This is a genomic window from Pseudomonas sp. P9_2 (assembly GCF_034008255.1).
Classification (GTDB): Bacteria; Pseudomonadota; Gammaproteobacteria; order Pseudomonadales; family Pseudomonadaceae; genus Aquipseudomonas; species Aquipseudomonas synxantha_A.
In genome coordinates this window covers 5065284-5089512 of the sequence record NZ_CP125376.1, presented here as the reverse complement: position 1 = coordinate 5089512, position 24229 = coordinate 5065284, and the positions used below count along the sequence as shown (strand labels likewise).

Sequence of the window (24229 nt, the reverse complement as noted above, 5' to 3'; positions counted from 1 at the left end):
CGGCTTCAAGCGACGGCAACAACGTCAAGAATGCGTTGCACCACACGGTCCTGGTCGATCCCGGCGGCTTCGGCTTCGAACGACAGGATGATGCGGTGACGCAGCACGTCGAACAGCACCGCCTGGATATCCTCGGGGCTTACGAAGTCGCGACCGGCCAGCCAGGCGTGGGCGCGGGCGCAACGGTCCAGGGCGATGGAGCCTCGGGGGCTGGCGCCATAGGCGATCCACTCGGCCATTTCCGGGTCGAACTTGGAAGGCGTACGTGTGGCCATGACCAGTTGCACCAGGTATTCCTCTACCGCATCGGCCATGTACAGGCCAAGGATTTCCTTGCGGGCGGCAAAGATCGCCTGTTGGCTGACGCGCCGCTCAGGCTTGGTTTCGCCATTGAGCGCTTCGCCGCGGGCCTGTTGCAGGATGCGCCGTTCGACGGCGGCGTCCGGGAAACCGATCTTGACGTGCATGAGGAAGCGGTCGAGCTGGGCTTCGGGCAGAGGGTAGGTGCCTTCCTGCTCGATGGGGTTCTGCGTGGCCATCACCAAAAACAGCGGCGATAGCTCGTAAGTGCTACGGCCCACGCTGACCTGGCGCTCGGCCATCGCTTCAAGCAAGGCCGACTGGACCTTGGCCGGGGCGCGGTTGATTTCGTCGGCGAGCACCAGGTTGTGGAATATCGGCCCCTGCTGGAACACGAAACTGCCGGTTTCCGGGCGATAGATCTCGGTGCCGGTGATGTCGGCGGGCAGCAGGTCGGGGGTGAACTGGATACGATGGAACTGCGCTTCGATGCCTTCGGCCAACTCCTTGATCGCCTTGGTCTTGGCCAGCCCCGGTGCGCCTTCGACCAGCATATGGCCGTCGGCGAGCAGGGCAATCAGCAGGCGATCGATGAGTTTTTCCTGGCCGAGAATCTGCGTAGAAAGAAAGGTTCGCAGCGCAAGCAGCGCTTCACGATGTTCCATCGATGACGGTTCCTGGAAAGATGAGCCTGATGGTGGAGCGCGAGCGCCAGGCTTGGGAGGCTTACTTTAATGCATCGAAGGGGGTGACGACTAACGACGTCACGGGTATTTTCAGAAAAACTTGTAGGCTTTTGGTGTGGGAACACGGTCAATGTGGGAGGGGGCTTGCCGCCGATGCCCGTGTGTCAGGCACCGATGTATTAACTGGCCCGCCGCTATCGGGGGCAAGCCCCCTCCCACATTTGAACCAGGGTGCAGCTCAAGTCCGGATGAAAGTGCCAGTGCCTGCGAGGATTTTCTGCAAGGTTTCCTCCACTTCAGCCAGGTCGGATGCGGCCGTGGCGTGGGTGATCTCCAGATGATCCTTGCCACCCAATGCATCGGCATCACCGGCTGCAAGTTCGACCAGCAACGTCGTGGCACTCAAGGTGATCTTCAGCCCATCCAGCGTCGACGGCTCGTAATCCCAGGTCAGTTCCACTTCCTCTTCATCCGGGTAGCGGCTCAACATGAACATTTCGCCGTTCTTGCCGTGGCAGCAAAGCATGGTCATGTTGTCTTCTTCTTCGTCGCACGGGGTGGCCATCAGGGCGTCGGTTTTCAGCTGCAGCATGGGAAATCCTGTGTGGAGGAGGGCGTTGCGCTGGCAATTGTGCCATTGCGGCGAATTTTATGCTGCAGGGTGTGTCAGACCCAGGGCATGACCTGGGGTGCGGTATCAGTCATTTTCGGTACTCAGAGGGCTGAAAAGCGCAGGTTTTTTGCCCGGAAAATCGCGGTTGCCCAAGTTGCAACCTATTGCCTGCTTACCGATGACCGAATATGTCGCAGCGTCGCAAGCAGCGGTCTTCCTACACTCGTTAAGCTGCGCAACGGATGTGCCCCGCGCCCGGCGCCTGACCTGCCCGTCGTACCGTCACCCGGCAAGGTGTGCATCTTGTGGAAGTTGTATGTGACCTGACTGTCCTGTCCAGCTTCACCCACCTGTCGGCCTGATTCGTTTATCGTGACCCACGAACAGAGCTGACGGTCTCCCCGCAAGGGGATAACACGCGACGCTTCCATCAATAACAAGCCCAAGCGGAGTACCACAGATGGCGTTCTTCACCGCAGCCAGCAAGGCCGACTTCCAGCATCAACTGCAAGCGGCACTGGCGCAGCACATCAGTGAACAGGCACTGCCACAAGTGGCGCTGTTTGCTGAGCAATTCTTCGGCATCATTTCCCTGGACGAACTGACCCAGCGTCGCCTTTCCGACCTGGCCGGTTGCACCCTGTCTGCCTGGCGCCTGCTTGAGCGCTTCGATCACACCCAACCGCAAGTGCGGGTCTACAACCCCGATTACGAACGTCATGGCTGGCAATCGACCCACACCGCGGTCGAAGTGCTGCACCATGACCTGCCATTTCTGGTGGACTCGGTCCGTACCGAGCTGAACCGCCGTGGCTACAGCATCCACACCCTGCAAACCACCGTGCTCAGCGTGCGCCGTGGCAGCAAGGGCGAGTTGCTGGAAATCCTGCCCAAGGGCACCCAGGGCGAAGGCATCCTGCAAGAATCGCTGATGTACCTGGAGATCGACCGCTGCGCCAACGCCGCCGAGCTGAACGTGCTGAGCAAAGAGCTGGAGCAGGTGCTGGGCGAAGTGCGCGTGGCCGTGGCCGATTTCGAACCGATGAAAGCCAAGGTCCAGGACCTGCTGGCCGGTATCGACGCCAGCGCGTTCACGATCGACGGTGAAGAAAAAGCCGAGATCAAGAACTTCCTGGAATGGCTGGTGGGCAACCACTTCACCTTCCTGGGTTATGAAGAGTTCGTGGTACGTGACGAGGCGGACGGCGGTCATATCGAATATGACGCCAGCTCCTTCCTCGGTCTGACCAAGCTGCTGCGCGCCGGCCTCACCGCCGAAGACCTGCGCATCGAAGACTACGCCGTGGCCTACCTGCGTGAACCGACGGTGCTGTCGTTCGCCAAGGCTGCACACCCAAGCCGCGTGCACCGCCCGGCGTATCCGGACTACGTGTCGATCCGCGAGATCAGTGCCGACGGCAAGGTCATCAAGGAACACCGCTTCATGGGCCTCTACACCTCCTCGGTGTACGGCGAAAGCGTGCGAGTGATCCCGTACATTCGCCGCAAGGTAGCGGAAATCGAGCGTCGCTCGGGCTTCCAGGCCAAGGCGCATCTGGGCAAGGAACTGGCCCAGGTGGTTGAAGTGCTGCCCCGTGACGACCTGTTCCAGACCCCGGTCGACGAGCTATTCAGCACCGTGATGTCGATCGTGCAGATCCAGGAACGCAACAAGATCCGCGTGTTCCTGCGCAAAGATCCGTACGGTCGTTTCTGCTACTGCCTGGCCTACGTGCCGCGCGACATCTACTCCACCGAAGTGCGCCAGAAGATCCAGCAAGTGCTGATGGATCGCCTCAAGGCTTCGGACTGCGAGTTCTGGACCTTCTTCTCCGAGTCCGTGCTGGCCCGTGTGCAACTGATTCTGCGGGTCGACCCGAAGAACCGCCTGGACATCGACCCGCTGCAACTGGAAAAAGAAGTGGTGCAAGCCTGCCGCAGCTGGCAGGACGACTACGCCAGTCTGGTGGTGGAAAGTTTCGGCGAAGCCCACGGCACCAACGTGCTGGCGGACTTCCCCAAAGGCTTCCCGGCCGGCTACCGCGAGCGTTTCGCCGCGCATTCGGCCGTGGTCGACATGCAGCATCTGAACAGCCTCACCGAAGCCAACCCGCTGGTGATGAGCTTCTATCAGCCGCTGGGCCAGGTCTCCGGTCAGCGCGAACTGCATTGCAAGCTCTATCACGCTGACACCCCGCTGGCGCTGTCCGACGTGCTGCCGATCCTGGAAAACCTCGGCCTGCGCGTGCTGGGCGAGTTTCCGTATCGCCTGCGCCATGCCAATGGCCGTGAGTTCTGGATCCATGACTTTGCATTCATCGCCGCCGAAGGCGTGAACCTGGATATCCAGCAGCTCAACGACACCCTGCAGGACGCCTTCGTGCACATCGTGCATGGCGACGCCGAGAACGATGCATTCAACCGCCTGGTATTGACCGCCGGCCTGCCATGGCGTGACGTTGCGCTGCTGCGTGCCTACGCCCGTTACCTCAAGCAGATCCGCCTGGGCTTCGACCTGGGTTACATCGCCAGTACCCTGAACAACCACACCGACATCGCCCGCGAGTTGACCCGGTTGTTCAAGACCCGCTTCTACCTGGCGCGCAAGCTCACCGCCGACGACCTGGAAGACAAGCAGCAACGCCTGGAACAAGCGATCCTCACCGCCCTGGACGATGTTCAGGTGCTCAACGAAGACCGTATCCTGCGTCGCTACCTGGACCTGATCAAGGCGACCCTGCGTACCAACTTCTACCAGACTGACGCCAACGGCCAGAACAAGTCGTACTTCAGCTTCAAGTTCAACCCGCACGCGATCCCTGAGCTGCCCAAGCCGGTGCCGAAGTTTGAAATCTTCGTGTACTCGCCACGGGTTGAAGGTGTGCATCTGCGCTTCGGAAACGTCGCTCGCGGCGGCCTGCGCTGGTCCGACCGTGAAGAAGATTTCCGTACCGAAGTGCTCGGCCTGGTAAAAGCCCAGCAAGTGAAAAACTCGGTGATCGTGCCGGTGGGCGCCAAGGGCGGCTTCCTGCCGCGTCGCCTGCCATTGGGCGGCAGCCGGGACGAGATCGCGGCCGAGGGCATCGCCTGCTACCGCATCTTCATTTCCGGCCTGTTGGACATTACCGACAACCTCAAGGACGGCGCCCTGGTGCCACCGGCCAACGTCGTGCGTCATGACGACGATGACCCCTACCTGGTGGTGGCGGCGGACAAGGGCACTGCGACCTTCTCCGACATCGCCAACGGCATCGCTATCGACTACGGCTTCTGGCTGGGTGACGCGTTCGCTTCCGGCGGTTCTGCCGGTTACGACCACAAGAAAATGGGCATCACCGCCAAGGGCGCGTGGGTGGGTGTGCAGCGTCACTTCCGCGAGCGCGGCATCAACGTGCAGGAAGACAGCATCACCGTAGTGGGCGTCGGCGATATGGCCGGTGACGTGTTCGGTAACGGCTTGCTGATGTCCGACAAGCTGCAACTGGTGGCGGCCTTCAACCACCTGCACATCTTCATCGACCCGAACCCGAACCCGGCCACCAGCTTCGTCGAGCGCCAGCGCATGTTCGAGCTGCCGCGTTCGTCCTGGACCGACTACGACACCAGCATCATGTCTGAAGGCGGCGGTATCTTCTCGCGCAGCGCCAAGAGCATCGCCATCTCGCCACAGATGAAAGAGCGTTTCGACATCCAGGCCGACAAGCTGACCCCGACCGAACTGCTCAACGCCTTGCTCAAGGCGCCGGTGGACCTGTTGTGGAACGGCGGTATCGGTACCTACGTCAAGGCCAGTACCGAAAGCCATGCCGACGTGGGCGACAAGGCCAACGACGCGCTGCGTGTCAACGGCAACGAGCTGCGCTGCAAGGTGGTGGGCGAGGGCGGTAACCTGGGCATGACCCAACTGGGTCGTGTGGAATTCGGCCTCAATGGTGGCGGTTCCAACACCGACTTCATCGACAACGCCGGTGGCGTGGACTGCTCCGACCACGAAGTGAACATCAAGATCCTGCTCAACGAAGTGGTGCAGGCCGGTGACATGACCGACAAGCAACGCAACCAGTTGCTGGCGAGCATGACCGACGAAGTCGGCCACCTGGTGTTGGGCAACAACTACAAGCAGACCCAGGCCCTGTCCCTGGCCGCACGCAAGGCTTACGAGCGCGCCGCCGAGTACAAACGCCTGATGAGCGACCTGGAAGGCCGTGGCAAGCTGGACCGTGCCATCGAGTACCTGCCGACCGAAGAGCAGCTCAGCGAGCGCGCTTCGACCGGCAAGGGCTTGACCCGTCCGGAGTTGTCGGTGCTGATCTCGTACAGCAAGATCGACCTCAAGGAAGCGCTGCTCAAATCCCTGGTGCCGGATGACGAATACCTGACCCGTGACATGGAGACCGCGTTCCCACCGAGCCTGGTGGCCAAGTTCTCCGAAGCCATGCGTCGCCATCGCCTCAAGCGCGAGATCGTCAGCACCCAGATCGCCAACGACTTGGTCAACCACATGGGCATCACCTTCGTGCAGCGACTCAAAGAGTCGACCGGCATGAGCCCGGCGAACGTCGCCGGTGCCTATGTGATCGTGCGCGATATCTTCCACCTCCCGCACTGGTTCCGTCAGATCGAAGCCCTGGACCACCAGGTGTCGGCCGACGTGCAACTGGAGCTGATGGACGAGCTGATGCGCCTGGGCCGTCGTGCTACGCGCTGGTTCCTGCGCAGCCGTCGCAACGAACAGGACGCCGGGCGTGACACAGCGCACTTCGGTCCGCACCTGGCGGCATTGGGCCTCAAGCTCGACGAACTGCTGGAAGGTCCGACCCGTGAAGGCTGGCAGAACCGTTACCAGGCCTACACCCAGGCCGGCGTACCGGAGTTGTTGGCACGCATGGTTGCAGGCACTACCCACCTGTACACCTTGCTGCCGATCATCGAAGCCGCCGACGTGACCGGGCATGACGCCGCCGAAGTGGCCAAAGCCTACTTCGCCGTTGGCAGCGCTCTGGACCTGCCGTGGTACCTGCAGCAGATCAGCGATCTGCCAGTGGCCAACAACTGGCAGGCCCAGGCCCGCGAAGCCTTCCGCGATGATGTGGACTGGCAGCAACGGGCGATTACCATTTCGGTACTGCAAATGGCCGACGCGCCACAAGACATGGAAGCCCGCGTGGCCCTGTGGCTTGAACAGCACCAGGACATGGCTGATCGCTGGCGTGCCATGATGGTGGAAATTCGTGCTGCGGTTGGCACGGACTACGCCATGTACGCGGTGGCCAATCGTGAGTTGCTGGACCTGGCGTTGAGTGGTCAGTCGGTGTTGCAGCCGGCTTGATGCTTCGGTAAACCAAAAGCCCCCGCATCGTGAGATGCGGGGGCTTTTTATTGGAACACCATTTATCAAACACTGAAGGGCTAGTGTGGGAGGGAGCAAGCCCCCTCCCACATTTGGATCTCCTTATTATCCGCAGGTCAGTGGTGTTTGAGTAGCCGGGTTTCCAGGTGATTCAGGTGCTGGGTCATCAGGGCGACAGCCGTGTGGGCGTCGCGCTGTTCCACGGCATCCACAATCGCCACATGTTCCTGCCACGCACAATACGTGCAGGCCTTCGTTTCAAATTGCGCAATGATCAACGACGTCAACGGCACCAGGCTGTTGAGAAACTGTGCCAACGGCGCATTGCCTGCCATGTGCGCCAGTTGCAGATGAAACTCTCCAGAAAACCGGATCGCCGGCCCACGCTGGTCACGCTCAATGGCGTCGCGCTCCTGCGCAATCAGCTCGCGCAGTTGGCGGATCTGCATCGCTGTGGCCTGGGCGCAGGCCAGTTGCACCACGGTCATTTCGGTCAGGCGCCGTGCTTCCAGAATCTGCCGTGTGTGCTGGGCATCCGGCGCGGCGACCTGGGCGCGCTGGTTGGGGCGCAGGATGACCACTTGCTGATGGGACAGCTTGGCGAGCACCCGGCGAATCACGCTGCGGCTCACGCCAAAGAGTTCGCCCAGGCCTTCTTCGGTGAAGCGGCTGGCGGGGGCAATGCGCTGCTCAAGGATGGCGTCGAACAAGCGTGGGTAGATATCGTCCACCGAGGGCTTTTTTTCGGGCGCCCAGCGTAGGGAGGTGAGAGTGGAATCGCGTTGCAGGGCGTGAGCGTTCATGGCCGGTCTCCGAAAATCAGCTGCCCAGATGGTCATCCGGGATATTCAAGCGAATGCCCATGCGCAAGCCTTCCTGCAGGATGTGCCGACGCATTTCGGCACTGGCCAGGGCGCTGTTCTTGTTGCGGATGGCGCGTACCACGGCTTCGTTCTCTTGCAGGCGTTCGGCCAGGTGTTCAGGGGAGTTGCGCAATACCTGGGCGCTTTGTTTGAGCGCGGTGCTGGTTTGCTGCACCACGTTCTGGAAAATCGGGTTGGAGGTCAGGGCAAACAGTTCTTCGTGAAAGTCGATGTAGGCGTTCATGCCCGCCTCGGCGTCGCCGGCATCCAGGGCTTCGCGCATGTCCATCAGCGTCAGGCGCAGTTGGCCGATTTCCTTGCTGCTGATGGACTGGGCGACCAGGCCGACGATGAAGGGTTCGAGGGTATAGCGCAGTTGCAGGATGTCTTCCAGGCTGGCGTCGGCCACCGCGTCGTTCGACTGCGGCTCGCTGACGCTGGTTTCCAGTACCACCACACCTTTGCCCGGCATGGAACGCACCAGGCCCAAGGTCTCCAGCACGATCACCGCTTCACGCAGGCTCGGGCGGCTGATGCCCAGCTGTTCGGCCAGTTCGCGTTGACCGGGCAGCATTTCACCGCGGCGCCACTGGCCTCGCGCCAGGGCGGCGCGCAGTTTTTCTACCACTGAATTGACGACGGTTGAAGTGCTGATCACGTCGAAGGCTCCTTGATGTTGCTCATACAGTATTCAGTCTGGCAAAGGGCCAATGTGGGAGCTGGCTTGCCTGCGATGACTGAGTGTCAGGCACTACATTTGACGCTGACTCACCGCTATCGCAGGCAAGCCAGCTCCCACATTGGATGGGTGTTGTCCTAGAACTCCTGATGCGCCGGCAGCACCGGCTTCTTGGCCTGAAAGGCATAACCCTGCTGACCGTCGAGCACCTTGTTGGCACGCTGGATATCGATATCTTTTTCCCAGCGAGCAATCGCCACGGTAGCCACGCAGTTGCCGATCAGGTTGGTCAGCGCACGACCGATACCCATGAACCAGTCCACCGCCAGCACCAACACCAGGCCCACCACCGGAATTGCCGGGATCGCCGTGAGTGTCGCCGCTAGAATCACCAGTGCCGAGCCCGGAATGCCGTGGGCGCCTTTGGAGGTGATCAACGATACCAGGAGGATGGTCAGCAAGTCGGTCATCGACAACGGTGTACCGGTGGCGTTGGCGATAAACACGATGGCCAGGGTCAGGTAGATCGAAAAACCGTCGAGGTTGAACGAGTACCCGGTGGGAATTACCAAACCCACGGTGGAACTGCCAATGCCCAAATGTTCCAGCTTGCGCATGATCTGCGGCAGCACAGCGTCGGACGAAGCGGTGCCCATCACGATCAGCAGCTCTTCGCGCAGGTACTTGAGCAGCGGCAGCATCCGCAGGCCGGACAAGCGCATTACCAGCCCGAGGATCAGCGCGACAAAGGCAAAGCACGTCAGGTAGAACAGCCCAACCAGGCTGCCCAGGTGTTGCAGCGAGTCCAGGCCGTAGGTGCTGGTGGTGAACGCGATGGCACCGAATACGCCAATCGGCGCCAGGCGCACGATCATGCCCATGATGCGGAAGATCACATGGCTAAGCTCATTGATCAGCCGCGAGATACCGCTGGCCGCTTCGCCCACCAGGTTCAGCGCACTGCCGAACAGCACCGAGAACAGCAGCACCTGCAACACGTTGTTATCGGCAAACGCACCGATCACCGAGTTGGGAATCAGGTCCATCAGGAACTGGCTGGTGCCCTTGATGTGCTGGCCCTTGTCGGCCAGCTCATTCAAGCCGGCGGAAGAGAGTTGCTCAAGGTGAATATTGGCGCCGCTGCCGATGCCGGTGCTGAAGGCCATGATCAGGCCAAGCACCAGGGCGACGGTGGTCAGCACTTCAAAGTAGATCACCGACTTGAGCCCGATACGCCCGACCTTCTTCAAATCGCCGGCGCCGGAAATACCGCTGACCACGACACAGAACACGATCAGGCCGATCAGCATTTTGATCAGCTTGATAAAGCCGTCGCCCAGGGGTTTGAGTTGTGAGGAAAATTCGGGAAGGGCCAGGCCGCAGGCGATGCCGAGCATCAGGCCAATCACGACTTGCAGGAAAATCGAACGCGAGCACCATCTGAGCATGGGAGGGATCTCTATTCGGTGCCCTGGTGGTTCCAGGGCTTAATTGTTGTGGTCTTACCGGTAAGTCCAGTGCGCGGCCAGTCTACGCTCGGTTTTTTTCAAACAACAAGTAAATATTCAGCGGTTGACAGGTCCCGGTCTGACCAGTTGGTCGGTAAGTACGGTGCTTGAGCGGTTGACGGGCTTTAAAGTTTTTTGCGTATCATCGGCCCACGGCACACGAGGTGATGGATGGATCAACCAGGGCTGACAACCGACCCCGCAGGACGTACCCATTGCAGCTGGCGCAACGCCGCCCCGGAATACCTCCATTACCACGACCACGAATGGGGCGTGCCGGTGGCGGATGACATCCAGTTGTACGAGAAAATCTGCCTGGAGGGCTTTCAGGCGGGGATGGCGTGGATCACGATCTTGCGCAAGCGTGAATATTTTCGGCAGGCGTTCCACGGATTTGATTTTCGCCAGGTCGCGCAATATGACCAGTCGGATATCGAGCGCTTGATGACGGATCCGGGGATCGTGCGTAACCGCGCCAAGATCGTCTCCACCATCAACAATGCGCGCCGGGCCTGTGAGCTGGTGGAAGAAACCGGCTCGCTGGCACGCTGGTTATGGACATTCGAACCCGGCGAAGCCGAACGCCCGGCAGTGGTGGACATGGCTTACTGGACGGCCAATCCGACCTCAGCGGCTTCGATGCGCTTGTCCAAGGCCCTGAAGAAACGCGGCTGGACCTTCGTCGGCCCGACCACGATGTATGCGTTGATGCAGGCGATGGGGATGGTCAATGATCATCTGGAGGGTTGCGAATGCCGGCTGCGCATTGAACACCAGCGCGACCTATTCAAACGTCCCTGACCAGACACGGTTAAAACTGTGGGAGCTGCCTTGCCTGCGAAGCGGCCTGACAGGCGACACCGCTATACCGAGTACATATTCATTCCTGCGGTAACGGCCACTTAGGGTTCCGCTCTGACAGCGGGTCACTTTTGAAAAGCGTGTACGGACCGGACACATGGTTGACGGGTGTGCGGGGACATGGTGGACACTTTTCGGCGAGCCAACTTCGCCGGAAAGCCATCATGCCTTGGAACACGAGAGATACCATGAGCCTGAAAGAAGAGTTCGTTGCCTTAGCACGGCAGCCCGGCAGTAATAAAAGAGAACTGTGTCGACGCTTCGGCATCAGCCCGCAAACGGCCTATAAATGGCTCAAACGATACGAGATGCAAGGGCAGTCGGGGCTGCAAGAAAAGTCCCGAAAACCAGCTACCAGTCCCAAACTGACCAATGCGGCCCTGGAGGCGGAGGTCGTAGCGCTCAGGCAGGAACATCCGGCCTGGGGCGGACGCACAATCAGCAGCATCTTGAAAAAGCAAATTGCTCCCAGCACAGTAACTAACGTGCTGCACCGACACGACCTGATTCAGCCCGTTCAGAAGGAACAGGAAGCAAAGCTGAGATTTGAACACGATGCGCCTAACGACCTTTGGCAGATGGACTTCAAAGGGCATTTCGCAACTCAAGAAGGTCGATGCCATCCCCTGACCTTGTTGGATGATCACTCGCGATTCAATTTAGCTATTCAGGCGTGTGATAACGAACGCGGGGGCACAGTGAAGGAGAAGATGATTGAGGTATTCCAACGCTTCGGATTGCCCGCTCGTATCAATGTTGATAACGGTCCTCCATGGGGATCGCCGCGCAACCCCGGTGAAATCACAGAGTTAAGTATCTGGTTGATTAGCTTGGGAATCCGGATCAGTTTCAGTCGCCCCTATCACCCTCAAACCAACGGAAAGATCGAGCGCTTTCATCGATCACTCAAGGCGGAGGTGCTTAATGGACGGCAATTTTCCACGATCAAGGAGGCTCAAACCGCATTTGATCAGTGGCGTGAGGTTTATAACCTGCAGCGTCCTCATCAAGCACTGGACTACAAGGTGCCCATGGACCGGTATCGGTCCAGCCCTTGGGCTTACCCGCAGCAGTTATCACCCTTCGAGTACGGGCCGGATGATGTGTCGATCAAGGCGTATCACAGCCGATTTCGTTTTCAGAAACGCTATTTCAGCATCGCCAAGGGCCTGAATGGTCATCACATCGGAATACGACCTAACCCTGAAAAAGACGGTCTCTTTGATGTTTACTTCTGCCATCACTTTCTAAGAACGATCGACCTGAGCAAACCTGACTATGGCCCATAATGTGTCAACCATGTCCCCGCACATGTGTCCACCATGTGTCCGGTCTATACAAAAAGCGCAAAAGTAACCAAAACGCTCTTGCCCCACCACTCGGCACCTCGCCTAGGCTCGGTGTGCCCGTAATCCGCCATGGATTTGGGGGCTAAACCGGCATCCCTGCCGGTTTACCCCCCAAATCCCTGTCGAATTCCGGCCAGCGTGGTTTAACGGGGCGCCTAGGATCAAAAGCAGATCAAGATCAAGAGCGGCTCGCTTCGCATCGTGGTTACCGTTGAGCGCTACAGAGTTGTGTAGATACCTATGGCTATCGCAGGCAAGCCAACTCCCACATGGGTTTTGGGGTGTTGCTGATTATTTGGGAAGCGGGGTGAGTACCTCAGCCTTGTCATCCAGCACCATCACCACCAGCAGCCTGGCCGGTTGGGTCTGGCTGGCATTGCTTGATTCAAAGTGTCGTGAGCCTGCCGGTTCATAGAACGATTCCCCGGCCTTGTAGGTGATCGCCTTTTCATCGTTGACCCGCGAGGTGATCGCGCCTTGCAGCACATAAGCCACCGCAGTGCCGGTGTGGCTATGGGGCACGGTGGCCTGGCCGGGGGCATAGTCCACGGTGAGCATGATGGTTTTCTTGCCGGGCACGTTGGTCAAGGCGTGCTCCTGCAGCACCTTGAGCGTTTCCTGGTTGTATACCGGGTCGTGGGCAAATGCGCTGAGGGAGGTGAGCATCAGCGTGGTGGCGAGCAATCGTTTCATGATCAGGATTCCGCGTAGTTCGAGACCTCTTCACCCTACGCCGTAGCCTGTACGCCACCAATGACCAATACGCCGGAAAACCCCTTAGCCAATCTGCCGGAGAATATCGCGCACCTTGTCCAGCGCCGGGTCGATGTCCAGGGTCTCGATGGCGCCGAAGCCGAAAATCAGCCCCGAGCGTAATGGCACGTCGTGGAAGAATACGTCCAGAGGGTACAACCCCACCTCGACCTGACGCGCCTGTTCTATCAGCAAGGGGATATTCAACGCCACCTTGCACAATGCCGCCAGGTGAAAGCCCGCCACCGTCGGAACCGCCTCGAACCACGGTGACAGATCGCCCGCTAGACGCTGCAGTATTCGTTCGCGACGCCCCGCATAGATGCTGTGGCAACGGCGAATATGCTTGAGCAGGTAGCCTTCGCTGATGAACTTGGCCAATGCCCACTGCGGCAGGGTAGAGCTGTGCTGGTCGGTCAACTGCTTGGCCTTGAGCACCGCGCCATAGATCGCTGGCGGCAGCACCGCGTAGCCCAGGCGCAACTCGGGCAACAGGGTTTTGGAAAAGGTCCCGACGTAGGTGACCACGCCTCGGGTGTCCAGGCTTTGCAGGGAGTCGGTGGGGCGCCCTTCGTAGCGAAATTCGCTGTCGTAGTCGTCTTCGATGATGATCGCTCCCAGCTCGATTGCGCGGTCCAGCAGCGCCTGGCGGCGCTTCTGACTCATCGGCATGCCGAGTGGAAACTGGTGGGACGGGGTTACGTAGATCAGACGGGTGCCATCGGGGATCTGATCGACCTGGATGCCCTGTTCATCAACGGCCACGCTGGCAACGCTGGCGCCCATCGCTACGAACATTTGGCGTGCGGGGCTATAGCCTGGGTCTTCCATCGCGACCATGCTGCCGGGTTCCAGCACCACGCGGGCAATCAGGTCCAGCGCCTGCTGCGCGCCATTGGTGACCACGATATCGCTGGCGCGGCATTTGACCCCTCGGGAAAACGCGATATGCCCGGCGATGGCCTCGCGCAATGCCGGTAACCCTTCCGGTTGGCTGTAGAAACCACTGTTCTGGGCGATACGACGCAGCGCATCCTGGGTGCAGCGTCGCCATTCGTCCTGGGGGAATTGGTTGCGTGCAGTCGCGCCGCCGATAAATTCGTAGCGCAGGATACCCTCACGGGAAGGGTGGCCCATGGGCGAGGGCAGTGCTGCCCACTTGCCCAGGTTGGCGGCGCAGGCCAGGTCGGTGGCGGTTTGTACACGATCGGGTTGGGGCGCCCACGCATTGACGAAAGTGCCGCGGCCGATCTTGCCGATCAGCAGGCCTTCGTACGTGAGGGTGGTGTAGGTATCCGACACTGTCTTGCGTGATACGCCCAGTTGTTCGGCGAGCAGTCGGCTCGGTGGCAGTTGCGCTCCCGCCGACAGTCGCCCGGTGGCGATAGCTTCGCGCAGTTGCTGATAAAGCTGGGCAGCCAGGTCCTTGCGGCCCTTGATGACGAGGTGCAGTTCCATGTTTCATCCTGGAGACAGATCGATCCGCGCCAAGGTTACGCGCAAATCGATCTGAAGAAACCAGGCAGTGTCAGGACAGGAAACCGCCGTCTACATTCAACGACACACCGGTGGTGTAGCTTGACGCATCGCTGGCCAGATACAACACCGCGCCGGCCATTTCGCTGGGTTCGGCCACGCGCTTGAGGGGGATCTGCGCCAGGGCCACTTTCAGGATCGAGTCGTTCTTGACCAGCGCCGAGGCGAACTTGGTATCGGTCAGGCCCGGCAGCAGTGCGTTGCAACGGATGCCGAACGCTGCGCATTCCTTGGCGAACACCTTGGTCATGTTGATCACGGCAGCCTTGGTGACCGAGTAGATGCCCTGGAACACGCCCGGCGAAATGCCGTTGATCGACGCCACGTTGATGATGCTGCCGCCGCCGTTCTCGCGCATCAGCTTGCCGGCTTCCACCGACATGAAGAAGTAACCGCGGATATTTACGTCGACGGTCTTCTGGAATGCGCCAAGGTCGGTATCCAGCACGTTGCAGAACTGCGGGTTGGTGGCGGCGTTGTTGACCAGAATATCCAGGCGGCCGAACTGTTCGCGGATGCCGGCGAACACCTGGGTAATCTGCTCCATTTCACCGATATGGCAGGCAATCGCCGTGGCCTTGCCGCCGTCGGCAATGATCGCGTCGGCGACGTGCTGGCAACCTTCCAGCTTGCGGCTGGAGACGATCACGTGGGCGCCTTGCTGGGCCAGCAGCTTGGCAATGGCCTCGCCGATACCACGGCTGGCGCCGGAAACGAAGGCAATCTTGCCGTCAAGGTCAAACAGGTTGGTCTTGGACATAAAGGTTCCTTGTGGTTGCGATCAGAGCGCTGATTTGCCAATGACATTCAGGCTCATTTGCTCCAGCAGCTTGTTCATGTGGATGAACTGCGCAAAGCGTTTGTCCTGGGTCTGGCCGTGGAAAAAACGGTAGTAGATCTGCTGCACGATGCCGGCCAGCCGGAACAGCCCGTAGGTGTAATAGAAATCGAAATTGTCGATCGCAAGCCCCGAGCGCTCGGCGTAGTAGTCGACAAACTGACGGCGGGTGAGCATCCCCGGAGCGTTGCTCGGCTGGCGCCGCATCAGTTGCACCGGCGCCGGGTCTGCGGCTTCGATCCAGTACGCGAGGGTGTTGCCCAGGTCCATCAGCGGGTCGCCCAGGGTGGTCAGTTCCCAATCCAGCACACCGATGATTTGCATCGGGTTATGCGGGTCGAGGATCACGTTATCGAAGCGGTAGTCGTTATGCACGATGCTGGATGTGGGCGAGTCGGCTGGCATTTTGTCGTTGAGCCAGGCGCGCACCGCTTCCCATTTTGGCGCATCAGGGGTCAGGGCTTTTTCGTAGCGCTCGCTCCAGCCACGAATCTGCCGCGCCACGTAGCCTTCAGGCTTGCCCAGGTCGGCCAGGCCGCAGGCGCTGTAGTCGACTTGATGCAGTTCGACGAACTTGTCGATAAAGCTTTTGCACAGCGCTTGAGTCTTGGCCGCATCCAGGCCCAGTTCGGGCGGCAGGTCAGAGCGCAGGATAATGCCGTTGACCCGTTCCATCACATAGAACTCGGCACCGATCACTGATTCATCGGTGCAGTGCACGTATGCCTTGGGGCAATACGGAAAACCATCTTTGAGCTGGTTGAGAATGCGGTATTCGCGGCCCATGTCGTGGGCGGACTTGGCCTTGTGGCCAAACGGCGGGCGACGCAGCACGAATTCCTGGCCTGGGTATTCCAGCAGGTAGGTCAGGTTCGATGCCCCGCCGGGAAACTGACTGATCGCAGGCGTGCCGTTCAAGCCCGGAATGTGGGCCTTGAGGTAGGGATCGATCAGGCTGGCATCAAGTTCTTCGCCGGGGCGAATCTGGGTCGATTGGTCGTTCAGCGCCATGCTTATCCCTTCTGCTTATTCTAAAGGCCGTGGACTATTTCCTAATCTAATGCGCACCGCCGCCCAGCGACAAGGTCGGGGCGGCTTAATAGGTTAGCGTGTTGAACGGTGATCAGCGTGCCTGATCGGTCATTTTGCGGGCGCTGGCAAGGCTACCGGTGTAAGCACGGGGCGGCCGGCAAAGTATTCCACCAGGTTATCAGCGACGCGCTGCACCGTGTCATGGGCCGCTTCCGGGGACAGACCGGCCACGTGGGAGGTCAGCACGGTATTGCTCAGGCGCTTGAGGGCATCGGGCACCGCGGGCTCATCGTCAAACACATCCAGCGCGGCGCCGCCGATGCGGCGCTGCTCCAGCGCGGCGACCAGGTCGGCGGTCACTACCACGCTGCCGCGGCCGATGTTGACCAGAAAACCGTGTGGCCCCAAGGCGTCCAGGGCATGGCGGTCGATCAGGTGACGGGTGCTGGCACCGCCGGGCGTGGCCAGCACCAGGAAGTCCGAGGTGCGCGCCAGCTCCACGGCCGTCGCACAGTAGGTGTAATCTACGTCATCGCGGGGTTGGCGGTTGTGATAACTGACCTCCATGCCGAACCCCAGGGCGGCGCGCCGGGCGATCTCCATACCCACCGCGCCCAGCCCGAGAATCCCCAGGTGTTTACCGCTCAGGGAAGGGCGCATCACTTTCGGCCATTCGCCGCGCCGCACTGCCGCATCCGTCTGGGGAATGCCACGCACCAGCGACAGCAGCAACGCCATGGCATGGTCGGCCACCGACGGCGCATTCACCCCGGCGCCGTTCGTCACCACGATCCCACGATTGCTCGCGGCCTGCAGGTCCACATGTTCGTAGCCGGCACCGATCACGCAGATGATTTCCAGCAACGGCAGTGCCGCGATTTCATCAGCGTACAACCCCAGCGGACCACGGGTCAGCACGGCCTTGATCTGCCCACCGTGCAACTTGATCGCCTGAGCGCGTTCGGCGGGCGTCGGCGCCAGAATCACATGAAAGTCATTGCTCTCGATGATTTGCAGGTATTCGTTGATGGTTTCAACCAGGACTAGAACGGTGGTGGGCATGGGGCAGCTCTCCGGTGAGTTCGATGCTCGGAGTATGCTGCATTTTTGTTGCGCGAAATGCTGAGGGCGCTGAGAAAGCGCCCCTGATTTTGCGAAAAGTGCCAGCGTCTCGGCGAGCGGGAGACGCTGTTTGCACGCGTGCGAATTATTTAGCGGCTATGGGCTTGCGTACCTTGCTCTGTTCGGCAGCTACGATGTCCATGTAATCGTAGGTAGGAAAGAACTCCGTCCTGAAGGGCCCCCATGCAGAGCGTTCGATGGCGAGATTGACTTCCCGCAGGCGCGAGGCGGGGAAGCGTAGAACGATGACGTGACCGATCCCCATGGCGATGTTCCAACTGACAATCTCTACCCCTTCAGGAGGGAATACTTTAAAGAGTTCCTGTTCGGTGAGTTTTGTTCTTATTTCGTTCAAGTTGCGAGATTGGTCATGTTTGAGGAAGACGGTCAACATGACTGCATTGTCAGCGCTGATGGCGACAGGTTTTCCTGGCGTGGAAACCTGCGCATGAAGGCCGCCTGAAACAAGGGTAGAGAGCAATAAAACAGACGCCAATAAAGGCTTTAATAGTGTTTTCATTGACTGAGGCCTTTTATGAGTATTGTCGCTACTCGTGGGATGAGTATTGAGGGTTAGTGGGTGGGGGTGGTTTTGACTGATCCGGTATAGGGCGCATGAACCACATGTATTCGAACAAGAGGGTTGGCGTCGATCATGTCGCGCGGCACTTCACGAGAATAAGTGAATTCCTGATTGTTCAACGTCTCAAGTTTTCTGACGATGGTTCTCGTTGCACCTTTATCCGGTATCAGGATATGGTTTTTCTTGTCACCCGTTACCATGAAGTAACCGCCGCCGCCGTTGTCATATTTTGATAGCCCGGTATCGGTGTAGAAAAATTCGTAGCGATTCCGTTCAGGGTCCCACACTGATATTCCAACGACACCTGGGTACTTGTCCTTTACGTCGATCTCCGGGGCGCCTTCTATATAAACTTTTGTCGTCAGCCAGCGGGGGGATGTACCCAGGGCACTTGCGTCTGAGTTTTCTACTGCCGGTTGTGCTTGACTGGCCAATGGGCTGAGTATTCCGGTGGCAAGTATCAGGGAGAAAATAAGGTTGTGTTTGTTCATCAAGTCGCTCCTGAAGAGTGAGGTTTTTAATTCTGCTGTGGTGGGTTTAGATACCTTTGTTTTTTTTGAACTGGACTGGAATATAGACGTGATAGAAGGGGGTCTCAATGCCTGGGAAAACCCTTGCAACAAATGCCGTAATCATTAGAGTTTCAATCGAGAGGCGTTGGTTAACTGTATGTAAGAACTTTCTTATATGTGAGGGTGTTTAACTTTAATTGATATTGGGTTTCTGTCAGCGGCTCCCCACTGGCGAACTTTGAGTGACGGCGTTTATTTAAACAAAGCTTCGCCGGCCTTGTGTGATCGCCCCTCCCAATGCCCCGCTGGCAGGGGCGTTCGTGAGGTGGGTAAAGGCGGTGGACATCTGGCGTCGAATCAACTGAGCCGCCCATGGGCTGCCTTCCAGCCTTTGCACTGCATTGCCGTTCCTCAGCTAAGTCTTTGCTTATTCAAGAGAATCCCGGACAATCCGGCCCTTGTTACGGCCAGGGCGCTGCCTGTCAGGTTTTTCTGACTCGTGCTGGCCGTGTGAATGCGGAGATCCGACCGGATGAATGATCAGGCCAATAGCGTCGACGAACGCTATGCAACGACACCTGCAACCCTCACAAGCTGGAGCCGCCAGGACACCACCTGGATGCTCGGGCTATTCGGTACCGCCATTGGCGCCGGTACTTTGTTTCTGCCAATCAACGCGGGCCTGGGGGGCTTCTGGCCGCTGGTGATCCTGGCGTTACTGGCGTTCCCGATGACGTTCTTTGCCCACCGTGGGCTGACCCGTTTCGTGCTGTCTGGCCGTGAAGGCTCAGACATCACCGACGTGGTCGAAGAGCATTTCGGTATCAAGGCGGGTGCGTTGATCACCTTGCTGTATTTCTTCGCGATCTTCCCGATCCTGCTGATCTACAGCGTGGCACTGACCAATACCGTGAGCAGCTTCATGGAACACCAACTGCACATCATGCCGCCGCCTCGTGCGATCCTGGCGTTTGTGCTGATCCTCGGCCTGCTGGCCGTGGTGCGCTGCGGCGAGCAAGTGATCGTCAAGGCCATGAGCCTGATGGTGTATCCGTTTATCGTCGCCTTGCTGTTCCTGGCCGTGTACCTGGTGCCGCACTGGAATGGCGGTATTCTCAGCACTGCCAGCGAGGTGCCAGCACCGTCGGCGCTGCTCAATACGCTGTGGCTGGCGATTCCGGTGATGGTGTTCTCGTTCAACCATTCGCCGATCATCTCGGCTTTCGCGGTTGACCAGAAACGCCAGTACGGCGCACACGCCGAGGAGCGCAGTTCGCAGATCTTGTCCCGCGCTCACTTGCTGATGGTGGCGATGGTGCTGTTCTTCGTGTTCAGTTGCGTGCTGACCCTGTCGCCCGCACAACTGGCCGAGGCGAAAGCGCAGAACCTGTCGATCCTGTCCTACCTGGCCAACCACTTCGACAACCCGACCATCGCCTTTGCGGCACCGTTGATTGCGTTCGTGGCGATTGCCAAGTCGTTCCTGGGCCACTACATCGGCGCCAGCGAGGGTCTCAAGGGGCTCGTGGTCAAGACCGGTCGCCGCCCGGCACCGAAGACCCTGGACCGCATGACCGCCGCCTTCATGCTGGTGGTGTGCTGGATTGTCGCCACGCTTAACCCAAGCATCCTCGGTATGATCGAGACCTTGGGTGGGCCGGTGATTGCGTCGATCCTGTTCCTGATGCCGATGTATGCGATCCGCAAGGTGCCGGCCATGGCCAAGTACCGTGGGCAGGCATCGAATGTGTTTGTCACCGCCGTCGGCCTGGTGGCGATTACGGCATTGGTGTATTCGCTGGTTGCCTGAGCCCTGATGCGGTCTATCTGACTGCACAGCTCTAAAAGTGTGGGAGCTGGCTTGCCTGCGATAGCTATGTGTCAGTCATTACATTCATGACTGATACACCGCTATCGCAGGCAAGCCAGCTCCCACATTGGTTTTGTGTTGGCAGTAAAGGTTAGTTCCAGGCATAAAAAACGCCGCGTACCTTGCGATACGCGGCGTCTTTCACATCAACACACCCTTAAGCTTGAATCACCGGGATGTTGGCGCTTGCTGCGATCTTGCGGAACTCGGCGATCTGGTCGAAGTTCAGGTAGCGGTAGACGTCACTGGCCATGGTGTCCAGTTTCGCTGCGTAGCCCATGTACTCTTCGACAGTCGGCAGGCGACCCAGGGTAGAGGCCACTGCCGCCAGTTCGGCCGATGCCAGGTAGACGTTTGCACCGTCACCCAGGCGGTTCGGGAAGTTACGGGTCGAGGTCGACACAACGGTCGAATTCGGCTCAACACGTGCCTGGTTACCCATGCACAGCGAGCAGCCCGGCATTTCCATGCGTGCGCCAGCCTTTCCGTAGATGCCGTAGTAGCCTTCTTCGGTCAACTGGTGAGCGTCCATCTTGGTCGGCGGCGACAGCCACAGACGAGTCGGCAGCTGGCCCTTGACCTGCTCCAGCAGCTTGCCGGCAGCGCGGAAGTGACCGATGTTGGTCATGCACGAACCGATGAACACTTCGTCGATCTTCTCACCGGCAACGCTGGACAGCAGACGGGCATCGTCCGGGTCGTTAGGCGCGCAGAGGATCGGCTCGTTGATTTCCGACAGGTCGATCTCGATGATTTCGGCGTATTCGGCGTCGGCATCGGCTTCCATCAGTTCCGGGTTGGCAACCCAGGCTTCCATCGCTTGGGCGCGACGTTCCAGGGTGCGGGCATCGCCGTAGCCTTCACCGATCATCCAGCGCAGCAGAGTGATGTTGGAATTCAGGTACTCGGTAACGGACTCTTTGGACAGCTTGATGGTGCAGCCGGCAGCCGAACGTTCAGCCGAGGCGTCGGACAGCTCGAAAGCCTGTTCCAGCGTCAGGTCGTTCAGGCCTTCGATTTCCAGGATGCGGCCGGAGAAGGCGTTTTTCTTGCCTTTCTTCTCTACGGTCAGCAGGCCAGCCTGGATCGCGTAGTAAGGAATGGCATGAACCAGGTCACGCAGGGTGATGCCAGGCTTCATCTTGCCTTTGAAGCGCACCAGGATCGATTCCGGCATGTCCAGTGGCATCACGCCAGTGGCTGCGGCAAACGCCACCAGACCGGAACCGGCCGGGAACGAGATGCCCATCGGGAAACGGGTGTGGGAGTCACCACCGGTACCGACGGTGTCCGGCAGCAGCATACGGTTGAGCCAGCTGTGGATGATACCGTCGCCCGGACGCAGCGATACACCGCCACGGGTCATGATGAAGTCAGGCAGGGTGTGGTGGGTGGTCACGTCGATCGGCTTCGGGTACGCCGCGGTGTGGCAGAACGACTGCATCACCAGGTCGGTCGAGAAGCCCAGGCACGCCAGGTCTTTCAGTTCATCACGGGTCATTGGACCGGTGGTGTCCTGGGAGCCCACGGTGGTCATCTTCGGCTCGCAGTAGGTACCAGGACGAACGCCTTTGCCTTCTGGCAGGCCGCACGCCTTGCCGACCATCTTCTGTGCCAGGGTGAAGCCTTTGCCGGTGTCGACAGGCGCTTCAGGCAGCTTGAACAGGTCGGTAGGGCCCAGGCCCAGTTCGGCGCGGGCCTTGTCGGTCAAGCCGCGACCGATGATCAGCGGGATACGGCCGCCGGCGCGAACTTCGTCCAACAGTACCGGAGTCTTCATTTCGAAGGTGGTCAGGACTTCGTCGGTGCCGTGTTTGCAAACTTTGCCAGCATGAGGGTACAGGTCGATCACGTCGCCCATGTTCATGTTGGTGACGTCGAATTCGATTGGCAGTGCGCCAGCATCTTCCATGGTGTTGTAGAAGATCGGAGCGATCTTGCTGCCGAAGCAGAAACCGCCGGCACGCTTGTTCGGCACGTAAGGCACGTCGTCACCGAAGAACCACAGTACCGAGTTGGTGGCCGACTTGCGCGACGAACCGGTACCGACCACGTCACCGACGTAGGCGATAGGGAAGCCTTGGCCGCGCATTTCTTCGATCTGCTTCATCGGGCCGGTCTTGCCTTGCTCGTCCGGCACGATGCCTTCACGAGCCATTTTCAGCATGGCCAGGGCGTGCAGCGGGATGTCAGGGCGGGACCAGGCGTCCGGCGCCGGGGACAGGTCGTCGGTGTTGGTTTCGCCGGTGACCTTGAACACGCGCAGGCTGATCTTGTCGGCCAGGGTAGGGCGGTTGCGGAACCACTCGCCGTCAGCCCAGGACTGGATCACGCCTTTGGCGTGTTCGTTGCCGTTGCGGGCTTTTTCGGCGACGTCGTGAAACGCATCGAACATCAGCAGGGTGTGCTTGAGTTGGGCGGCCGCGACGGGCGCCAGGGTGGCGTCGTCCAGCAGCTCGACCAACGTCACGATGTTGTAGCCGCCTTGCATGGTGCCGAGCAGTTCAACAGCGCGTTTCTTGTCGATCAGGGGGGAAGTCGCTTCGCCCTTGGCCAGGGCAGACAGGAAACCGGCCTTGACGTAGGCAGCTTCGTCAACGCCTGGTGGAATGCGGTTGGTGATCAGGTCAACGAGGAATTCTTCTTCGCCAGCCGGAGGATTTTTCAGCAGCTCGACCAGGCCTGCGGTTTGTTCGGCGTTAAGCGGCTGGGGAACGATACCCAGTGCTGCACGCTCTTCGATATGTTTGCGGTAGGCTTCAAGCACAGTTATTACCCTCATCAGTGGTCCCACGGGACGCTCATCCAGAAATGAACGGCACGCATGCGCTCAGGGGCTTTTTGGGCCGCAAAGCCAGCGCTGCCGGCATTCCTTTACAGAAGCTGCTTTCAAAGTTTTACGCCTGCAGAACGGAGCTGATGAGGGTTGGCGTGGGCTCTGACCTACCGGGTCGAAACCACGCCAACACCGTTCTGAAGGAACGACTGTGCTCGTGACGCTTTGAAAACAGCTTCCAGCGGATTATTGGCGCCTTACAAGGCCGGGTGATTCTACGGCAAAAAAAATCTAAAGGTAAGTTGCCTGGCCAAGTTTGCTGGGTGATCAACCTTAGACAAAGGGCTAACATGGCGCACTGTTTCGCTGATTTGCGTGTTGTCGCCCATGTCCAACCAAACCATCAAGACCCCCTGCGTCGGCCTGTGCTCCACGGTCTACGGCGATCTCGTGTGCCGCGGCTGCAAGCGCTTCCACCACGAAGTGATCCAGTGGAATGGCTATAACGAAGAAGAAAAGCGTGCAGTCTGGCTCAGGCTTGAGCAACTGCTGGTCCAGGTGATGGCCGGCAAAGTGGAGGTGTTTGACCCCAAGACCCTGCGCGGGCAGTTGGAGCAACGCAAGATTCGCTTCGTGCCGCACCAGTCCGAGTATTGCTGGGCCTACCAGTTGATCGCACGCGGGGCGCGGGTGATCAATAACCTTGAGGCGTACGGCATGGTGCTGTTGCCGGAGTTTCGCGACTGGCCCTTGCCGGACCTGCGCGATGCGATTGATCGGGAGTTCTTTATCCTCTCTGAAGCGCATTACCAGCGCTATATCGCCCCGGGATTCTTGAAAGATGCGCTGGGCTAACTGACTGACGAGCTCAATGTGGGAGCTGGCTTGCCTGCGAAGGCGGCCTGACAGCCGACAAGGATGTTGGATCAGACCGAGTACATATCCGTTGCTGCGGTAACGGCCGCTTATGGTTTCGCTCTTACAGCGACTCACTTTTG

General features: G+C 59.4%; 18 protein-coding genes. 5 read left to right on the top strand and 13 right to left on the bottom strand.

Features of this window, described 5'->3' with window-relative positions:
- Window positions 1-5: 5 nt before the first annotated feature.
- Both QMK52_RS22595 and QMK52_RS22590 read right to left on the bottom strand, forming a co-directional pair.
- The gene (locus QMK52_RS22595) at window positions 6-965 is read right to left on the bottom strand and encodes an AAA family ATPase (protein ID WP_005787860.1); all 960 of its coding nucleotides are present in this window, start codon (window positions 963-965) and stop codon (window positions 6-8) included.
- 259 nt (window positions 966-1224) lie between these two features.
- A complete protein-coding gene (locus QMK52_RS22590; protein ID WP_320403449.1) occupies window positions 1225-1578 on the bottom strand; it encodes a hypothetical protein in 354 nt (117 codons plus the stop codon).
- Between the two features lie 481 nt (window positions 1579-2059).
- On the opposite strand from QMK52_RS22590, the gene QMK52_RS22585 reads away from it, so the two are divergent.
- On the top strand, window positions 2060-6928 hold the full coding sequence (locus tag QMK52_RS22585) for an NAD-glutamate dehydrogenase (protein WP_005787863.1): 4869 nt from the start codon (window positions 2060-2062) through the stop codon (window positions 6926-6928).
- Window positions 6929-7065: 137 nt separating this feature from the next.
- On the opposite strand, the gene QMK52_RS22580 is transcribed toward QMK52_RS22585, so the two are convergent.
- The 3 genes from QMK52_RS22580 to QMK52_RS22570 all read right to left on the bottom strand — a co-directional run bounded on the left by QMK52_RS22580 (window position 7066) and on the right by QMK52_RS22570 (window position 9954).
- On the bottom strand, window positions 7066-7752 hold the full coding sequence (locus QMK52_RS22580) for a GntR family transcriptional regulator (RefSeq protein ID WP_005787864.1): 687 nt from the start codon (window positions 7750-7752) through the stop codon (window positions 7066-7068).
- 16 nt (window positions 7753-7768) lie between these two features.
- Window positions 7769-8470: a FadR/GntR family transcriptional regulator gene (locus QMK52_RS22575; RefSeq protein ID WP_005787865.1), complete on the bottom strand. Its 702-nt coding sequence runs from the start codon at window positions 8468-8470 to the stop codon at window positions 7769-7771.
- Window positions 8471-8628: 158 nt separating this feature from the next.
- Window positions 8629-9954, bottom strand: a complete 1326-nt coding sequence (locus QMK52_RS22570; protein WP_177327440.1) for a C4-dicarboxylate transporter DctA — start codon at window positions 9952-9954, stop codon at window positions 8629-8631.
- 216 nt (window positions 9955-10170) lie between these two features.
- On the opposite strand from QMK52_RS22570, the gene QMK52_RS22565 reads away from it, so the two are divergent.
- Window positions 10171-10800, top strand: a complete 630-nt coding sequence (locus QMK52_RS22565; protein ID WP_320403448.1) for a DNA-3-methyladenine glycosylase I — start codon at window positions 10171-10173, stop codon at window positions 10798-10800.
- A 224-nt stretch (window positions 10801-11024) separates the two neighbouring features.
- Entirely contained in the window at window positions 11025-12149 is a 1125-nt protein-coding gene (locus QMK52_RS22560; protein WP_216091764.1) for an IS481 family transposase, read from the top strand.
- A 351-nt stretch (window positions 12150-12500) separates the two neighbouring features.
- Here the strand turns inward: QMK52_RS22560 and QMK52_RS22555 are convergent, their stop codons facing one another.
- The 7 genes from QMK52_RS22555 to QMK52_RS22525 form a co-directional block, all read right to left on the bottom strand.
- Window positions 12501-12902 carry a cupin domain-containing protein gene (locus QMK52_RS22555; RefSeq protein WP_005787870.1) on the bottom strand — a complete coding sequence of 134 codons (402 nt, stop codon included), beginning with the start codon at window positions 12900-12902 and terminating at the stop codon, window positions 12501-12503.
- Window positions 12903-12986: 84 nt separating this feature from the next.
- Window positions 12987-14420, bottom strand: coding sequence for a PLP-dependent aminotransferase family protein (locus tag QMK52_RS22550; protein ID WP_194440577.1), 1434 nt, complete (start codon window positions 14418-14420; stop codon window positions 12987-12989).
- Between the two features lie 70 nt (window positions 14421-14490).
- Window positions 14491-15258 (bottom strand): SDR family oxidoreductase, encoded by a 768-nt coding sequence (locus QMK52_RS22545; RefSeq protein ID WP_005787872.1) that lies wholly within the window; start codon window positions 15256-15258, stop codon window positions 14491-14493.
- 21 nt (window positions 15259-15279) lie between these two features.
- Window positions 15280-16347 carry a phosphotransferase family protein gene (locus QMK52_RS22540; protein WP_005787874.1) on the bottom strand — a complete coding sequence of 356 codons (1068 nt, stop codon included), beginning with the start codon at window positions 16345-16347 and terminating at the stop codon, window positions 15280-15282.
- A gap of 129 nt (window positions 16348-16476) precedes the next feature.
- Window positions 16477-17430: a 2-hydroxyacid dehydrogenase gene (locus QMK52_RS22535; RefSeq protein ID WP_005787875.1), complete on the bottom strand. Its 954-nt coding sequence runs from the start codon at window positions 17428-17430 to the stop codon at window positions 16477-16479.
- A gap of 145 nt (window positions 17431-17575) precedes the next feature.
- Window positions 17576-18010, bottom strand: a complete 435-nt coding sequence (locus QMK52_RS22530) for a hypothetical protein (protein ID WP_320403447.1) — start codon at window positions 18008-18010, stop codon at window positions 17576-17578.
- A gap of 53 nt (window positions 18011-18063) precedes the next feature.
- On the bottom strand, window positions 18064-18564 hold the full coding sequence (locus tag QMK52_RS22525) for a DUF4822 domain-containing protein (RefSeq protein WP_005787879.1): 501 nt from the start codon (window positions 18562-18564) through the stop codon (window positions 18064-18066).
- Between the two features lie 553 nt (window positions 18565-19117).
- On the opposite strand from QMK52_RS22525, the gene QMK52_RS22520 reads away from it, so the two are divergent.
- Window positions 19118-20395, top strand: a complete 1278-nt coding sequence (locus tag QMK52_RS22520) for a serine/threonine transporter (protein WP_005787881.1) — start codon at window positions 19118-19120, stop codon at window positions 20393-20395.
- A 217-nt stretch (window positions 20396-20612) separates the two neighbouring features.
- Here the strand turns inward: QMK52_RS22520 and acnB are convergent, their stop codons facing one another.
- Entirely contained in the window at window positions 20613-23222 is a 2610-nt protein-coding gene (gene acnB / locus QMK52_RS22515) for a bifunctional aconitate hydratase 2/2-methylisocitrate dehydratase (RefSeq protein WP_005787883.1), read from the bottom strand.
- Window positions 23223-23618: 396 nt separating this feature from the next.
- Here acnB and QMK52_RS22510 point away from each other — a divergent pair, with 396 nt between their 5' ends.
- Window positions 23619-24086, top strand: a complete 468-nt coding sequence (locus QMK52_RS22510) for a DUF1289 domain-containing protein (RefSeq protein ID WP_005787885.1) — start codon at window positions 23619-23621, stop codon at window positions 24084-24086.
- The last annotated feature ends 143 nt before the right edge of the window (window positions 24087-24229 follow it).

Excerpts from the sequence above, each read along its gene's own strand:
- QMK52_RS22525 (WP_005787879.1), bottom strand. The coding sequence starts at position 18,564 with ATGAACAAACACAACCTTATTTTCTCCCTGATACTTGCCACCGGAATA.
- QMK52_RS22560 (WP_216091764.1), top strand. The coding sequence starts at position 11,025 with ATGCCTTGGAACACGAGAGATACCATGAGCCTGAAAGAAGAGTTCGTT.
- QMK52_RS22540 (WP_005787874.1), bottom strand. The coding sequence starts at position 16,347 with ATGGCGCTGAACGACCAATCGACCCAGATTCGCCCCGGCGAAGAACTT.
- QMK52_RS22565 (WP_320403448.1), top strand. The coding sequence starts at position 10,171 with ATGGATCAACCAGGGCTGACAACCGACCCCGCAGGACGTACCCATTGC.
- QMK52_RS22520 (WP_005787881.1), top strand. The coding sequence starts at position 19,118 with ATGAATGATCAGGCCAATAGCGTCGACGAACGCTATGCAACGACACCT.
- QMK52_RS22595 (WP_005787860.1), bottom strand. The coding sequence starts at position 965 with ATGGAACATCGTGAAGCGCTGCTTGCGCTGCGAACCTTTCTTTCTACG.
- QMK52_RS22555 (WP_005787870.1), bottom strand. The coding sequence starts at position 12,902 with ATGAAACGATTGCTCGCCACCACGCTGATGCTCACCTCCCTCAGCGCA.
- QMK52_RS22535 (WP_005787875.1), bottom strand. The coding sequence starts at position 17,430 with ATGCCCACCACCGTTCTAGTCCTGGTTGAAACCATCAACGAATACCTG.
- QMK52_RS22585 (WP_005787863.1), top strand. The coding sequence starts at position 2,060 with ATGGCGTTCTTCACCGCAGCCAGCAAGGCCGACTTCCAGCATCAACTG.
- QMK52_RS22510 (WP_005787885.1), top strand. The coding sequence starts at position 23,619 with ATGTCCAACCAAACCATCAAGACCCCCTGCGTCGGCCTGTGCTCCACG.
- QMK52_RS22590 (WP_320403449.1), bottom strand. The coding sequence starts at position 1,578 with ATGCTGCAGCTGAAAACCGACGCCCTGATGGCCACCCCGTGCGACGAA.
- QMK52_RS22550 (WP_194440577.1), bottom strand. The coding sequence starts at position 14,420 with ATGGAACTGCACCTCGTCATCAAGGGCCGCAAGGACCTGGCTGCCCAG.
- QMK52_RS22545 (WP_005787872.1), bottom strand. The coding sequence starts at position 15,258 with ATGTCCAAGACCAACCTGTTTGACCTTGACGGCAAGATTGCCTTCGTT.
- QMK52_RS22530 (WP_320403447.1), bottom strand. The coding sequence starts at position 18,010 with ATGAAAACACTATTAAAGCCTTTATTGGCGTCTGTTTTATTGCTCTCT.
- QMK52_RS22580 (WP_005787864.1), bottom strand. The coding sequence starts at position 7,752 with ATGAACGCTCACGCCCTGCAACGCGATTCCACTCTCACCTCCCTACGC.